Source organism: Rhodococcus sp. PD04, from assembly GCF_035918275.1.
Lineage (GTDB): Bacteria > Actinomycetota > Actinomycetes > Mycobacteriales > Mycobacteriaceae > Rhodococcus > Rhodococcus rhodochrous.
The window spans coordinates 2,540,247-2,554,623 of the sequence record NZ_CP142143.1; the positions used below are offsets into that span (position 1 = coordinate 2,540,247).

Consider the following 14,377-nt stretch of genomic DNA (forward strand, 5'->3'; position numbering starts at 1 on the left):
GACCGTCGTCACGATCAGGCGAACTCGAGGGCTCCCTCCACCGGGCGTGTGACCCGTCGGGTGCGCGGGGATCCGAGCGCGCTCTCCAGATCCGACCCGTCGTGCTCGGCGAGCAGTTCGCCACCCGACCACACCAGCAGCGTCGTGGCGACGGTGTGCTCGGCCACCGAATGCGACAGATCGTAGTGCGCGCAACCCGGCACGCCGGCATAGGTGATCCACAGGTCGAAACCGGTCATGAACAGGTCGAGGTCGAATTGCACGGACAGACCGAGCAATTCGCTGCGACCGGTGTCATCCACACCGGCGAAGGCCTCGTCCAGGGCGAGCAGACGCGGCGCATGCGGGTCGGCGGAATCGAGCATCACGTGCGCCGCGGCGAACAACGGCAGGTGCAGGGAGACGGACTGCTCGCCACCGGACAGCGCCGAGTGCCGGGCCGGGGTGAGGCGGTCCTCACTGCCGTCCGCACCGACGAGACTGAACGAGAACACCCGCCACCGGCGGTAATCCAGCGTGGCGGCGAGGATCTCAGGGTACGACCGTTCCGGATGCGCGGCCCGCTCCGCGCGGATCCGCGACGCGAAATGCGCGCGGATCCCCGCGAGGTCCTCCGGCGCCAGCATCGACGCGTCGCGGTCGAGGAGCTTGCACACCGCGCGGGCCGGCTCGTCGAGATGGTCGGCGAGCACCCAGTGCACCCCGATGGTGTTGCCCGAGGACATGTGCCGTTGCCGCATCTCGGTGCCCATCCGGGCGATGAGGTCGCGGGCGTCGACGGTGCGCTCGTGGATCTGCTGCGCGAGACCGGTGAGCAGCGCGTCCTCGAGGATCCGTCGTTCGGAGTCGGTGAGCAGGGTTTCCTGTTCCTGCCGCGCCCGGGCGATGCGCTGCGCGAACGCCGCGACGGACGTGTAACCCTGTTCGTCCTGTACCTGCACGACGGTAATGCCGTCGGCGGCGTCCCAGTGCAGCCGGTAGTCGCGGCCTCGGGCGAGTTCGGCGTCGAACTCCTGCAGTGCGGAGGTCAGTGCCGAAGCGGTGGACTTGCGGGTCGACTCGGAGGCCGTGACCGATTCGGTGGCGGCGTCGAGTGCCCGGAACAACGAGAGGACCTCGGTGGGCAGCACATCGACCGTGTCGTCGGGGGACTGCCGGATCCGGTAGGCCAGCTGATCGGCATCGAGCCACGCGGCGGCGCTGGACGGCCACACGTGCTCGCTCTCCACGCCGAGCAGGGTCAGCAGGTCGCGCCGGGCGAAGGGTGCCAGGGCGTCGGCGTCGGCGCGGGCCTCGGTGAGCGCCGACCGCAGTGTCTGCTCGGCGCCCGTGTGGGCGGCCTCTGCCTTGCCGATCCGCTCGAGCGCCGACTCGTGGGCCTTACGCGCGGTTCGCTCGGCGGTCTTCGCAGTCTCGATCCGGCGTCGGGCCTCGTCGAGCTGGGCATCGATCCGGTCGGCGCTCGCCCCGATCGACTCGCGCAGCGTCTCGAGCTTCTGCTGCTCGTTGGCCAGCGTCTCGGCGTTCTCCGCCGCGAGCTCGGCAGCGTTCTCGGCGGAGACCCGCGCCTCGTCGAGCCGAACTTCGGTGTCGCGGAGTCGATCACCGCAGGTGACCTGCTCACGCAGGGCGCGCTGCAGGGCCTGGCCCTGGGAACGGAAGTGCCGCACGGCTGCGTCGAGACTGTCGAGTTCCGTCGCGGTGAGCGGCGCTCGGTGCCGGCCGGCCGTCGACCGCAAGTGCTGTTCCTTGGTGGCGACCGCGGCGATCGCCTGGTCCAGGTCGCGATCGGCGGCGGCTGCGGATTCGGATGCGGTCCGCAACGCGCCGGCGCATTCGGTGACCTTGCGCAGCGCCGCGAGCACGGATCCGGTGCGCGGCAACGACTTCACGGCCTCGTCGAGTGCGGTGAGCCGGTGGCCGATCTCGCGGTCCTGCTCGCGCTGCGCCTCCACGTCGGCGCGGCATTCGGCGATGGTGGTCTCGAGTTCGACGATGCGACGCTGCCGACGCCGGGCGCGGGCGGTGGCTCCGATGAACTCGGCCTGCTCCTTGACGTGGCGACCGAGCTGCACTCCCTGCCGGAACCCGCCGTGCGCATCGACCGACACCCGCGCGTCCGGACCGGGATCGGTGGCCCACGCGATCGACGACAGCACCGCGGCGACCCGTTCCTCGGGCACGGCCGTGTCGGGTTCGGGAACGAGTACATCCGCGAGCGTGGGGCCGCTCGGCCGGTGTTCGGGCGCCAACGGCACCAGCAATTGCTCCGACTCGATGTCCGGCAGGTCGCCGTCGGTGATCCATCCGTCGAGCAGGTTCGCGGCCTGCAATGCCGCTTCGATACCGGCGGCGTCCTGTGCCGACACGTCGTCGCGGAACCGGACGAGCTGCCACAGCGGGGCGCCGGCGAGATCGTCACGGTTGCCGGTGCGGGCCGGGAACACCGGGGGAGCGTCGTCGCGTTCGGCGGCGACGGCGGCGCGTTCGGTCTCGAGTTCGGTGATGCGGTTGCCGAGCGACTCGATCTCCGAGCCGCACACGCGACGCCGGAACCGCAGGTCGTCGAGCACCGGACCGGTGTGCTCGGCGAACACCGCCGCCGGGGACGGCGCATCGTCCTGACCGACGGTGCCGAAGGCGGTGTCGAGCGCTTCGAAGACGGGAGAGGACAGACCCACTGCCGCGAAGGTCTCGGCGCGATCGGACCACCACCGGCCCAGTTCGGCGGCGACCTCGCTGCGGGACAGTTCGACCATGGTCTCGGCGGCCTCCACCGCGGCCGACGCGGTGTCGCGTTGCGCGCGGGCACGCACCGCTGAGGCCTCGGCCCGTGATCGCGCGGCGGCGGCACCGTCGAGCTGGGACAGTGCGCTGCGCACCGCGCGCACGTCGGCGTCACGTTCCTCGGCGAGCGCGTCGATCGCGGCGTTGAGCTGCTCGGTCCGTTCGATGCCGTCGAGACCGGTCCACGTGATGCCGGCGTCCTCGGCGGCCGCACTCAGCCCGTCCTCGGTGCGACGACGCGTCGCCGTCGCCGTCTCCAGCGCGTCGCGGGCACTGTCGTGATCGCGGAGCCGGTCGGCCACGACGGCCTGGGCGCGGTTCGCCTGCTCGGCCTGCGCGGCGGTGGTGCGCTCGAGGTTCTTCACCGCCGAGGCGAGGTCGTCGAGTTGCTGTTTGCCCTCGTAGGCGCTGGAGCGGTGCAGTGCCTCGAGGGTGGTGCGTGCTTGTTCGTGGTCGCGTTCGGCGACCAGGAGCTGTTCCTCGGAGGCCGTGCGTGCGGCGGCGGCTTCGGTGCGGGCCTCGGCCGCCGCACGCAGCGACCGGACCGCGGTGTCCACCACACCGAGACGGGTGGCGACCTTGTCGACGGCGGTGCGGGCCTGCTGGCGGATGTACTTCGAATACACCTTGACGAACTGTTGCGCCGCGTCGTCGGCGGCCGCGAGGGATTCGAGGGTGCGCTCGACCTCCTCGATCGCGGAGAACGAGCGGGCGGCCTCGACGATGAGATCGTCGTCGAGGGGGCGAAGTCCGTCGGTCAGCGCCTGCGACAGGCCCTTCGGATCGAGGTTCTTGGCGAGCTGGGGGCGGCGCAGCGTGAGGATCAGGTTGATCAGCTGGTCGTAGCGTTGCGCGCCCAGCCCGAACATGCGCGCGTCGATCGCCGCCCGGTAGTCGACGGGACGATCGGCGATCGCGTCGGCCCCGATCTGATCGACCAGTTGTTTGCGGGTGAGCGGTCGGTCCTCGTCGTCGAGCAGCGAGAAGTCGACTCCCACACGGCCGTCGACGACGAAATGCCAGCGGGTGACCTTGTCGTTGCCGCGGGTGGCGCGCATCCCGATGCCGACGGTGACGGCCTCCGGGTCGTCGGCGCGGCCGCGGCAGAACTCCATCCACACGTACGAGTGGGCGCTGTCCTGCCCGCGGTACAGCAGGTTCGAGCGCATGGTGCGCTCCTCGCCGGCGAACGGATTCAGGCGTCGCGGTTCGATCCGGCCGTCGAGCACGAACGGGAACAGCACCTCGAGCGCCTTGGTCTTGCCCGACCCATTCGGTCCGCGCAGCACCAATCGTCCGTCGGCGAACGAGAACTCCTGGTCGCGGTAGTCCCACAGGTTGATGATCCCGGCACGCGTGGGGCGGAATCGGGCGCTGCTCATGAGATCTCCGTCGGGGTCGTATCGGGGGCGGGGGCTGTCGGTGGGATGGTCTCGGGGAACAGGTCGATCTCCGGATCCCGTTCGCGCACACTGACCGTCACGCCGCGGAAGCGGGCGATGGCGGGCAGGACCAACACTCCGCCCGGTACGCGGGCCACCAGGCGCAGTCTGTCGAGCATGTCCACCGCGGCCTCGGCCAGTCCCGCGGGGTCGGCCTGCCACTGCGCGGCGAAGGTCCGGCCGTAGATGTCGACGAGACGACCGACCGTGCCCGCCAGCCACGAATCCTCGAGCAAGGGATGCTCGAGCGGGGCACGAGCGTCGTCGTCCTGCTCCTGCTCGTCGGGCATCGGGGTGTCGGACGCCGCGAGCGGGGTGAACACCGTCGACCTCGGGATCGCGGAATCGACCGCCGCGACGAGGACGTCCTGCGTCTGCGCGGGCACCGGCATCCGGGGCGGGACAGGGGCGTCGGGATCGAGGACGCGATCGCACATCTCCCCGGCCAGCAGCAGCGCGACCTGCGCGACCGTCCCCGTGTTCGGGAACCGCATATCCGACAACCGTCCCGAGGTGTCCACCAGCGCAACGCCTTCGGCGCGACGCTCACAGACCAGGCCGGTGAGCAGTTCCACCTCGTCGGTGGTGCGCGGCAACGCCAACTGCAGCGCCTCGTCGTCGTCGAGATCGTCGGCGTACACCACGGGACGCTGCACCAGTGCGCGGCGCACCCGCCGCCGGACCTCCGCCGTATCCGAGTGCGGGGCACCGGCATTGCCGAGCAGACCGCGCACCGATTCGAGGTGCTGCAACGCCCGCGGTGGCCGGAACAGGGCGTGCACGACCGCACGATCGACGTCGTAGAGCGCCTCACCGTTGTCGGGATCGCTCGCCCACCTGCCCGCATCACCGTCGGCGAGGGTGATCGCGCCGCGCACGCCGAGCCAGGTCACGGCATCGACGAAGGCATCGCGGTCGGCGGCACGTTCGGTGTCGAGTTCGACACCGTCCACCCGGCTCGCCTCGGAGGCGACGTGCTCGGCGAGTTCGGACAGCGTGATCTGCCCGGCGCCGCGACCGAGCGCGGCGATTGCCAACGCGAGATAGGCGTAACGGCGCCGGTCGAACGGCCGGCCGGTGTGCGTCGACGTGCCTGCCCCCGCGTCGAGGCGATCGGCGACGGTGAACAGCCGCGCGGTGGTCTCGGTGACCTCGAGCCGGTACCCGAAGGTGGCGAGCAGATCCTCGCGCAGCTCGGTGGCCCAGCGCCGCACCGTCGCCAACGCCGATCGATCCGGGAAGGTCGCGGTGACGAGATGGTGGGTGAGCACCAACCGCGCGGCGCGCTGATACGAATCCAGCTCGACCGACGGGATCGAACGCGCCCTCATCGCACCTCCACCGACAGACCGTCGAGATACAGGCGTCCGCGCGCGGTGTGCACCACCGTCGACTCGCCGCTCGGTCGGAGGGTGAGCTTGACGCCGTTCTGCGTACCGGAGGAGGCATCGTCGCTGCGCACCCGCCCGCTCACGGGCACCCGAGCCGACAGTGCGGCGTCGAGCAGGCTCAACAGCACCTCGGCTTCCGGTTCGCTCAGCTTCCGTTCGCGCACACCTCCGGCGGCGAGGGAGCGCGCCGCTTCGGCCCGGCGACGCTGCTTCTCGAGCTGCGCCTCGCGCAGCCGCCGTACTCCGGCGTCGTTGCGCTGGATCCGCCCCGGCGCTCCCGCTGCGGGGCGCCGGCCGGTCTCGGCGAGGGTGCGGGCGATCTCCACGGGAGGCGCGTCCCACCACGACCGGGTGACCGGCACGATGTCGGCATCGGGATGGGCGACGGAGAAGTGTCGGGGCCGGCCCAGGTCGAACACCGCATCGAACAGCGCGTGCGCGGCCTCCTCGGACGGCGCGGCAGCGAACCATCCCGCGAGATGCCGCAGCTGCGACTCGCGGCTGACACCCCCACGACGCTGCTCGGTGAGCCGGCGCAGCAGCCCGAGCACCGCGGAGATCGCGTTGATGGTCGCGCCGCGCAGGCGTTCGGATTCGCTCGGTTCGGAGCCCACCCCGACGAACCAGTGTTCGATGCCCCACCAGCGCTGCGCCCAGTCCGCTTCGCGTTCCTCGAACGAGAGCAGCACCCGCTCGTCGTGCCGGGCCGCGGCCGCGGTGAGCTTCTGAACCCCGGTGACCTGCACCCGGTCGAGCGCCGCGGAAAGCTTCGGGGCGTAGCGGGCCAGATCGGTGCTGAACTCACGCATGTGGGTGAGGAGCGCGTCCTTGTGGGCGAGGAAGGTCTCCGGGGTGACCTCGGTGGTGCGCACCAGCTCGCCGAGGACGAGATAGAAACGGGCAGCGCGCTCGGCCATGTCCGACAGCGTCGCGTCGAGGCGACTCAACTTCCGGTAGACCAGTTCGCCGTCGCCGGCCGCGTTCGCATCGGCGAGATCGTTCAGGTCGGCGAGCAGATCGGGGAGGGCCAGACGCGACAGCGAGACGTCCTCCCCACGGGAGGACAGCACGTCCTCCACGGCGCGGAACACCCGGTAACCGGCCTGCCCGAACTGGTAGACGTAGTGCCGGTTGCGGTACTCGGCGAGCGTCGCCGCCCGGGATCCGTCGTAGCTGCGTTCGAGCACACCCCACGCGTGCAGCTGCTCGAGCAGGGCCGGGATCTCGGAGGAATCGGGCACGTCGTCGCCGTTCGCGCCGGGCAGCCGAGTGAGGACGTTCTCGACGTCGCCGGCGTGCAGCAGCACCGAGTAGTTGCCGCGCGCATGATCGAATGCGCGCAGAACCCACAGGTAGTGCACCCTTTTCTCGGCCGTTGCGAACGAGAAGAGGCGCAGGCGGTCGTCCCGCACCAACGCGTCCTCCATCGCGCCGAACCGCGCTCGGCCTGATTCACTCACCGTGACAGGTTAGGCGGCGCAACCGACGGGTCCGGACAACACCCGGCGTGAGTGTCGGCACGATCGTTGCCCGATGAACGCCCCGATCCGCGGTGGCGGCCCGCCCCGAGCCGTTACGGTCGAGGCGGTGCGCTCGGCGAGGGCAGTGCGCCCGGACAGACGCCGCAGCCTCCGGAATCGGACACGATGAATCCTCACGAGATCGGACAGGACACCCACAGAGTGGGCGATCCGGGACCCGCCACGCGTGCACTGATCGAGGCGGTCGCCGACCTGTCGACGACGCGGCAGGCCGAGATCACGCAGTACATGACCGAGCGGATCTCGGCCGAGATCGAGGCGATGTCCACCGACCGCCACACCCGCCGCTCCCTCGCCCAGGCCGCGGAGGAGGGTGTCGCAGCCATCACCCGGTTCCTGCGGGACGATCTTGCCGAGATCGAGATCCCGGCGGCGTCCTATTCACTGGTGCGCATGCTGGCCCGGCAGGGATTCCCGGTCTCGGTGGTCGACCGCAGCAACCGGCTCGCGCAGGACAGCATCATGCGCTGGTGCCTCGAGGTGCTGGCGGGACTCAGCGACGACGCCGCGGCAGTGATGCAGGCGGGCGTGGAGATCCTGATGAAACTCTCTGCCGGGATCGATGGGGTGTCGCAGAAGTTGCTCGGGGTCTACGAGGCCGAGCGCGACACCTGGCTGCTCAACCGCAACGCCTCCCGGACCGCCCGCATCCAGGACATCCTGGCCGGACGGCCGATCGAGGTGGGGGACGCCGAGCGCACCCTCGGCTACCGGCTCGGCCAGCACCACCTCGGGGTGATCGTCTGGACGGACGACATCGAAGTGGTCGGCGGGGACCGGTCCGGCACCGAATGGAACGGCCTCGAGCAGGCGGTGACGGCCTTGGCCGAACATCTCGGGCGGGGAGGTCGGGTGCTGTTCGAACAGTTCGACGAGTACACCGCCTGGGCATGGATCCCGCTCGGTACCGTCGATCGCATCGACCCGAGCGGACTGTCCGGGGTCGTCGCGGCCTGGCAGCGACCCGTCGGTGTCGCCGTCGGAGCGCCGCAGGAGGGGATCGACGGTTTCGTCCGCACCCATCGGCAGGCGGCGCAGGCGCGGGAGGTGGCTCTGACGTCGGCCCTGCCGTGCCCGCGCCTCGTCTCGATCGACGAGGTCGGCGCGGTGGCGTTGATGTGCACGAATCTCGAATGGGCCCGCGCCTGGGTGGGGGATGTGCTCGGCCGCCTCGCCGCCGACGACCCCGCTGCCGCGCAACTGCGACACACGCTGCGGGAATTCCTCTCCAGCGGAGGAAGCTTCGTCGCCACCGCTGAAAAGCTGCATCTGCACCGGAACTCGGTCGCCTACCGGATCAGCAAGGCGGAGGAGCAGATCGGGCACAGCGTCCGCGAGTGTCGGCTCGACCTCGAGAACGCGTTGGCACTGTGCCACTGGCTCGGTGCCGCCGTGCTCGCGCCCGATTCGGCAGGTCCACCTTCGCCCGGGTGACGGCCCGTTATCGGGAGCCGGGCACGGCGCTGCGAACGAACCGTCCGATCTCGCCGATCGCGCGGACTCCTTCGGGTAGCAGATCCGCGGCGGCCTGGAATACGTGCACCTGCCGGTCCCAGACCTGCAGTTCGCACGCGATACCGGCGTCGGCGAGACGGTCGGCCATCGATTCGGCGTCCACCAGGAACAATTCGTGCGAGCCGACCTGGATGAACGTGGGCGGCATGCCCGACAGATCCGCGTCGGCGGGACAGATCCGCCCCGACTCCTGGCGACGTCCTGCAAGGCCGGCCAGCGCTTCGAGTGCGTTGCCGGGCAGCAGCGTGCAGTGTGCGGCGCTGGAGTGACCGAGCTTGCGGGCGGGATCCAGCTCGGTCAGCGGGGACAGGGCGACGATCGCTCCCGGCACCGGGACACCCCGGTCGCGCAACGCGAGCGACACCATGAAGGCCAGATAGCCGCCGGCGGAATCACCGGCGATCACGATCTGCTCGGGTCGGTAACCGGCGGCGAGCAGGAAGAGATAACCCTCGACACCGTCGTCGACGGCGTCATCGATCGAGTGCTTCGGCAGCATCCGGTAGTCGACCATCAGCACGGGGGTGCGGCCGGCATCGGAGATCCGCGAGACGAGGCGGAGGTGGCTGCGCATCCCGCCGCACAGGAAGCCGCCGCCGTGCAGATAGAGCATCACACGATCGAATCCCGTTCTCGGGCCTTCCACCCAGGAACCTGTGCAGTTCGGCAGCTGGACGGGAGCGCACACCGTCCCGTCGATCGCGGGGAGTAACGCTCCGGCGGCGTCCAGCAGACCCGTCGGCCAGGGCAGCGTCGTCGAACGGCCCCACAACCCGAGCAGTGGACGCACCGACATGCGGATCGCCTGCGCCAGAAGTTTGGACTGACGGCTCGACCCGGGGAAGTCGCGCCGGCGGACCGGGGCCGAGCGATCGGGGGCGTGCGGCGGCCGAGGCGTCGGCAGATCGCGCGGAACGAGGGGTGCGCGCACGTCACGTGCGGTCGTCACAGGAAAGAGCTCCTCACAACCGGTGCGATGTCTGCGACCGGTCGATCCGCGAAGGGGAGACGGTCGAACAGCGGCGAGTGGACCCGGCGAAGCAGGTGCCGCTGTCTTCCACGTTAAGGACGAACGTCCCTCGGTTCACCGGTGCGGCTGCACACTGTTTCCGTGCTGGTTCGGGCTGCGCGCACAGTGTCCAGGCGTGGCACTGGGTGCCGGTGCGAGCTGGATCACGTCTGATCGGGGCAAACCTGCAGTTCAATGGCTTGTTCCGGGCGCTTGTCCAAGTGGCATTCGGTGGCCCGAACGGCCCGGTCGACCGAACCGGCATTGTGCGCTGCGACCAGCGAACCCCCACGATCTGTGTGCTCGCATACCGATGGAAAAGGTCCCGGGCCGACCTACCTTCGAATAGGGGGCCGATGATCGGAGCCACGTCATCGGCCCGTCGGGGGTCCCGCCCCCCTACGACGGACCGCTTCGTGGCTCGGACATTCTCCGTTGACGGAAGGACCGCGATGGCGCCCCACGCGACGCAGAACTGCATAACGATCCTGCGCTGCGGGAGCTGCACGACGCTTCACGCTCCCGAGACAGCGCGCTGCTCCTCCTGCGGTGGCGCGAACCTCGAGTCCGCCCACTGCTCCGGCACCGGCTCGATTGTGTCCTGGAAGGTCGTCGAACCGCTCGACGTCGGCGCACAGGACGACAGCTCGGTCACCCTCGCGATCGTCGAACTCGACGACGGGCCGTGGCTCTACTCGAAGATCGAAGGATCGTTCCCCGAATGCGCCGAGGCGCGGGTACGGGTCGCGTTCCGGTCCACTGTGTGCGAGGACGGATTCCCCGTCTTCGGGGTCTGTGCGGCCTGATCTACGACGCTCACCCCTCGAGAACCGCGGTGGCTGCGATCTCCACGAGCACGGCAGGTTCATAGAGTGCCGCGACACCGATCAGCGATGCCGGCGGCATCGGATCGGGCAGATCGATCTCCTGCGCGACGGCCTGCACACCGGCCGTGAACTGTCCGATCTTCTCGGGATGCCAGTCGGTGACGTAGAACGTCAGGCGCACGACATCGCGGAAGGTTGCGCCCACTCCGTCCAGGCCTCGTGCCACGTTGCGCAGCGCCTGGACCACCTGACCGGCCAGATCGGTAGGGATCGGTGAGCCGTCCGGCATATGTGCGACCTGTCCGGCGAGATGTACCTGTCGCGTACCGGTGGAGACGGCGACGTGGTGGTAGGGCGCGTTCGGCAGCATGCCTTCGGGGCTGAACAAGGTGACGGACACGGGCTTCTCCTGAGGTCGGAACCGAGTGATAGCCGATTTATACTTGGTATCCGGAAGTCACTTCAACGAAACCAGGTTTCATGTCGGATACCGCTGACCACGATCTGCTTGCCGTCGCCGCCCACCGGGAACTGTTGGGACAGATCCTCGACAAGTGGTCCCTGAGCGTGCTCACCGAATTGTGCGAGGCTCCGCGCCGCTTCAACGAGTTGCGGCGCGCCGTTCCCGAGGTCACGCAGAAATCCCTGACGACCACGCTGCGCAGACTCGAACGCAACGGAATCGTCGAACGCCGGGTGGTGAACACCCGTCCCGTCGCGGTCGAATACCGCATCACGCCATTGGGGAAGACGGTGCGCGAACCGATCGACGCCCTGCTGCTGTGGGCGTCGATAAATCTTCCTCGCATCGAGAAAGCGCGACGCAGATTCGACGAGGAGCCCGACGAATGAGAGTGTCAGCGCTCGGGCCACGGTTCGACGACCAACCGAGGCCATTCCGCCTGCCATTGTCGGGCTTTCGCTTCGTACACCTCGCGAGGCGCCAGCACCGGATTCGGGCGGAGCACCATCCCGAACAGGCCGTCGAAACCGTGCGGAGCGTAGACCCGTAGGCCTGATCCGGGCTCACGGGTGATGCCGAAACAACACGTGGTGGATGCGAAATGGTCGATGGCGTCGGCGCTGCTGGTGAACGGATCGGCCGGAACACCGAAATGCTCCTCGTACCAGAGATGCACCCGCGCCTCGTTGCGCACCTCGACCCCGGTGTCGACGTCCGCGAACAGCGCCGCGGCCTTCTCGATGACCCGGTCCTCGGCCTCGTAGCTCAGGCACACCGGATCTCCGAGAACGATGTCGAGCAGTCGCTGCTCGGTTGCGGGCGTGAGGTCACTCAGGCATCGTCCCCCGTCATGGATCTCGGTACCGCTAGGCCTGACGCGACCGGGACTTCCACGCCGACCAGGCAGCGGTCACGATGATCGCGCCGGCGAGGGAGCCGATGATCCCACTGGGGCGCAGTTCGAGTCCGTCACCTGCGAGAAGGCTGATGAGCAGACCGCCGACGAACGAACCACCGACGCCCGCGACGAACGCGAGCGTCCAGTCGATCCCGGTCCCGGACCTGCCCACGACGAGCTGCGCCCCCGCGCCGACGAGCAGCCCGAACAGAATGATTCCGATGATCAACATTGCGCGAGTATAGGACGAGATCGCCACGGCGACAGTCTTTCCGCGAGATGAACGCAGCGGCGAACATTGCATCCCCTCAGGGGAAGGGCACCCGGCCGCGAATTCACCCTATGACTTCATCCCGAGTGCGTGAGTCGTCCGGTCACGGTCTGCCGTCGGTCTTCCCCTGCGGCGGTCCGATTCGGACGTTCCGCCCCAGATTCCGTGACGTTCGCGGGTTACCAGCGCGTAGTCGCGGCAGGGGATTCGGACGGGGCACGACGTGCAGATCTGTTTCGCCGTCCGTTCACGGCGCTGCCGCATCCCGCGCGATTCGTCGTCCGACGGGAAGAAGATCGAGGGATCGATGAGACGGCAGTCGGCACGCGACTGCCACGGCTGCAGTTCCACGTCCGGGCTGCTGCCGAATGGGGCGAAAAAAGGCGTTGTTCTCATGGTTCTCGTCCGGCGACCGAAGTGAAAACGGTGCCGTCCGGTGTCCGACCGCGACGGTGCATGAGCGGACACCGAACGGGGTGGTCAGTGCATGTGGCTGCCGCCGTTGATGTCGACGGTCGTGCCGGTCAGGTAGGCCGCGTCCTCCGACGACAGGAACGTGATGACCGAGGCCACCTCACGGGTGGTGGCGGTGCGTCCGAGCGGAACGTCGCGGCAGATGGCGGCCTCCTGCTCCGGGGTGCTGCCGACGCGGATGCTGGTGTCGACCGCGCCGGGGGTGACGGCGTTGACGGTGACGCCGCTGTCGCCGAGTTCCCGGGCGAGGGACTTGGTGAATCCGAGGACGGCGGCCTTCGCCGACGAGTAGGGGACCTTGCCGAAGACACCGCCGCCACGCTGGGCGGAGACCGACGACATGTTCACGATGCGTCCCCATCCGTTCTCGATCATGCCCGGCAGGAATGCCCGGGTGACGAGGTAGGTGCCGGTGGCGTTGACGGCCATCACCTTGTTCCACAGTTCGAGGCTCGTCTCGAGGAACGGCACCGGCGAGGTGATGCCGGCGATGTTCGCGACCGCTCCGACGGGCGGGAGATTGCCGGCGGTGACTTCCGCGGCGACGGCATCGTGCGCTGCCTGTACCGACGCCTCGTCGGCCACGTCGATCTCGTGTCCGAAGGACGGGACGGAGTACTCGCTGCCGATCTCGGCGGCGACCTTGGCGGATTTCTCACCGTCCAGATCGAGGACGACGACGGCCCAGCCGTCCTCGGCGTAGCGACGGGCGGTGGCGAGGCCGATGCCGCGCTCGGAGGTTGCTCCGGTGACGACTGCGGTGCGTCGGATCGAGGACATGGGTTTTCTCCTTGAAGGTTGGGTCAGGGGATAAGGGTGGTGACGAATCGAGCTGCCCGAGAGGCACTTTCGGGGCGCTCGGGGTCGGTGATGTCGCGGGTCTCGAGTTCGAGGGCGAAATGCCCGGTGTAGCCGCGGGCGTCGAGGGCGGCGAGGCCGCCGGCGAAGTCGGCGTGCCCGTTGCCGATGCTGAGGTTGATGTTGCCGGGCACCGCGTCCCGGAGGTGAACGTGCGTGATGCGCGAGGCGAACAGGTCGACGAAATCGGCGGGATCTCCGCCCGAGGCGACGATGTGACTGAAGTCCATCACCACGCCGATGTCGGGGGACAGTCGTGCTGTCAGCCGCGCAGCGCGAGCGATGTCGCAGCACAGTCGGTGGACGTGGAGGGATTCGGTCCACAGGCCCACCCCGAAGTCCCGGGCCCGGACGTGTGCCCGTTCGAGTTGTGCCGCGACGGTGTCGAGGTCTTCGTCGAGGGACCGGATGGGCCGGTGGTCGAGATGTCCGCACGGGAGCACCAGGGCGCGTGCCTCGATGCGGGAGGTGAGAGTCAGCAACCGATCGAGATGGTGATCCCGCCGTTTCTGTTCTTCGGAGGTCAACGGCGCGTCGAGGTCGCCGATGTCGCAGTTGACGCTGCGGACGCGCAGGCCCGAGATTGCCACCTCGTCGGCGACTCGATCGACGGCGTCCGCGTCGAGCACGAACGGAACGTGATCGCAGACTCCGGGTAGGGCGCCGAGGTCGATCTCGGTGAAGCCCAGGCCGGCGATGGTCTGTAGCGCCGTGGGCAGGTCTAGGTGGCGGAAGCTGATCGTCGAGCAGCCGAGCCGATCGTGGAACACGAGAACCTCCTGAAAGGTGATGGGGACCACGCTAACCGTGATGACTGTCAACAGTCAACCGTTGCCTACTGACAGTTGACAGGAGGGGGTGGCCGCGCTCACACTGGGGTTCACTGTTGACAGTCGACATC

Annotated in this window: 13 protein-coding genes; 3 read left to right on the top strand and 10 right to left on the bottom strand. The window is 69.0% G+C overall.

The features are described 5' to 3' along the window. Positions 1-14: 14 nt before the first annotated feature. Genes U9J23_RS11715 through U9J23_RS11725 form a run of 3 tightly spaced genes read right to left on the bottom strand, consistent with a single transcriptional unit; the run spans position 15 to position 7,047 of the window. Entirely contained in the window at positions 15-4,169 is a 4,155-nt protein-coding gene (locus U9J23_RS11715) for a TIGR02680 family protein (RefSeq protein ID WP_272267325.1), read from the bottom strand. Continuing rightward, on the bottom strand, positions 4,166-5,560 hold the full coding sequence (locus U9J23_RS11720; RefSeq protein WP_272267326.1) for a TIGR02678 family protein: 1,395 nt from the start codon (positions 5,558-5,560) through the stop codon (positions 4,166-4,168). Before U9J23_RS11720 ends, U9J23_RS11715 begins: the two co-directional genes overlap by 4 nt. Beyond that, positions 5,557-7,047, bottom strand: a complete 1,491-nt coding sequence (locus tag U9J23_RS11725) for a TIGR02677 family protein (RefSeq protein ID WP_072740516.1) — start codon at positions 7,045-7,047, stop codon at positions 5,557-5,559. The genes U9J23_RS11720 and U9J23_RS11725 overlap by 4 nt, the downstream gene beginning before the upstream one ends. 255 nt (positions 7,048-7,302) lie before the next feature. Between U9J23_RS11725 and U9J23_RS11730 the strand changes: the two genes are divergently transcribed. Then, complete coding sequence (locus U9J23_RS11730; protein ID WP_326602730.1) at positions 7,303-8,595, top strand: PucR family transcriptional regulator; 1,293 nt, start codon at positions 7,303-7,305, stop codon at positions 8,593-8,595. A 7-nt stretch (positions 8,596-8,602) separates the two neighbouring features. Here U9J23_RS11730 and U9J23_RS11735 read toward each other — a convergent pair whose 3' ends face one another. Then, positions 8,603-9,625: an alpha/beta hydrolase gene (locus tag U9J23_RS11735; RefSeq protein ID WP_326602732.1), complete on the bottom strand. Its 1,023-nt coding sequence runs from the start codon at positions 9,623-9,625 to the stop codon at positions 8,603-8,605. Between the two features lie 656 nt (positions 9,626-10,281). Here U9J23_RS11735 and U9J23_RS11740 point away from each other — a divergent pair. Beyond that, the gene (locus U9J23_RS11740) at positions 10,282-10,491 is read left to right on the top strand and encodes a hypothetical protein (RefSeq protein ID WP_228525574.1); all 210 of its coding nucleotides are present in this window, start codon (positions 10,282-10,284) and stop codon (positions 10,489-10,491) included. Positions 10,492-10,501: 10 nt separating this feature from the next. On the opposite strand, the gene U9J23_RS11745 is transcribed toward U9J23_RS11740, so the two are convergent. Beyond that, positions 10,502-10,912 carry a RidA family protein gene (locus U9J23_RS11745; protein WP_064060960.1) on the bottom strand — a complete coding sequence of 137 codons (411 nt, stop codon included), beginning with the start codon at positions 10,910-10,912 and terminating at the stop codon, positions 10,502-10,504. 80 nt (positions 10,913-10,992) lie between these two features. Between U9J23_RS11745 and U9J23_RS11750 the strand changes: the two genes are divergently transcribed. Beyond that, a complete protein-coding gene (locus tag U9J23_RS11750) occupies positions 10,993-11,364 on the top strand; it encodes a winged helix-turn-helix transcriptional regulator (RefSeq protein ID WP_064060961.1) in 372 nt (123 codons plus the stop codon). 5 nt (positions 11,365-11,369) lie between these two features. On the opposite strand, the gene U9J23_RS11755 is transcribed toward U9J23_RS11750, so the two are convergent. The 5 genes from U9J23_RS11755 to U9J23_RS11775 form a co-directional block, all read right to left on the bottom strand. Further along, positions 11,370-11,882 carry a nucleotidyltransferase family protein gene (locus U9J23_RS11755; RefSeq protein ID WP_081263441.1) on the bottom strand — a complete coding sequence of 171 codons (513 nt, stop codon included), beginning with the start codon at positions 11,880-11,882 and terminating at the stop codon, positions 11,370-11,372. After that, positions 11,842-12,105, bottom strand: a complete 264-nt coding sequence (locus U9J23_RS11760; RefSeq protein ID WP_272267330.1) for a GlsB/YeaQ/YmgE family stress response membrane protein — start codon at positions 12,103-12,105, stop codon at positions 11,842-11,844. Before U9J23_RS11760 ends, U9J23_RS11755 begins: the two co-directional genes overlap by 41 nt. 108 nt (positions 12,106-12,213) lie before the next feature. Next, positions 12,214-12,540: a WhiB family transcriptional regulator gene (locus U9J23_RS11765; protein ID WP_064060963.1), complete on the bottom strand. Its 327-nt coding sequence runs from the start codon at positions 12,538-12,540 to the stop codon at positions 12,214-12,216. An 84-nt stretch (positions 12,541-12,624) separates the two neighbouring features. After that, positions 12,625-13,398, bottom strand: coding sequence for an SDR family NAD(P)-dependent oxidoreductase (locus tag U9J23_RS11770; RefSeq protein WP_064060964.1), 774 nt, complete (start codon positions 13,396-13,398; stop codon positions 12,625-12,627). A 23-nt stretch (positions 13,399-13,421) separates the two neighbouring features. Further along, on the bottom strand, positions 13,422-14,246 hold the full coding sequence (locus U9J23_RS11775) for a sugar phosphate isomerase/epimerase family protein (protein ID WP_064061036.1): 825 nt from the start codon (positions 14,244-14,246) through the stop codon (positions 13,422-13,424). Positions 14,247-14,377: the final 131 nt, after the last annotated feature.

Coding starts and splice junctions, on each gene's coding strand:
- U9J23_RS11715 (WP_272267325.1), bottom strand. CDS start 4,169: ATGAGCAGCGCCCGATTCCGCCCCACGCGTGCCGGGATCATCAACCTG.
- U9J23_RS11720 (WP_272267326.1), bottom strand. CDS start 5,560: ATGAGGGCGCGTTCGATCCCGTCGGTCGAGCTGGATTCGTATCAGCGC.
- U9J23_RS11725 (WP_072740516.1), bottom strand. CDS start 7,047: ATGGAGGACGCGTTGGTGCGGGACGACCGCCTGCGCCTCTTCTCGTTC.
- U9J23_RS11750 (WP_064060961.1), top strand. CDS start 10,993: ATGTCGGATACCGCTGACCACGATCTGCTTGCCGTCGCCGCCCACCGG.
- U9J23_RS11760 (WP_272267330.1), bottom strand. CDS start 12,105: ATGTTGATCATCGGAATCATTCTGTTCGGGCTGCTCGTCGGCGCGGGG.
- U9J23_RS11765 (WP_064060963.1), bottom strand. CDS start 12,540: ATGAGAACAACGCCTTTTTTCGCCCCATTCGGCAGCAGCCCGGACGTG.
- U9J23_RS11770 (WP_064060964.1), bottom strand. CDS start 13,398: ATGTCCTCGATCCGACGCACCGCAGTCGTCACCGGAGCAACCTCCGAG.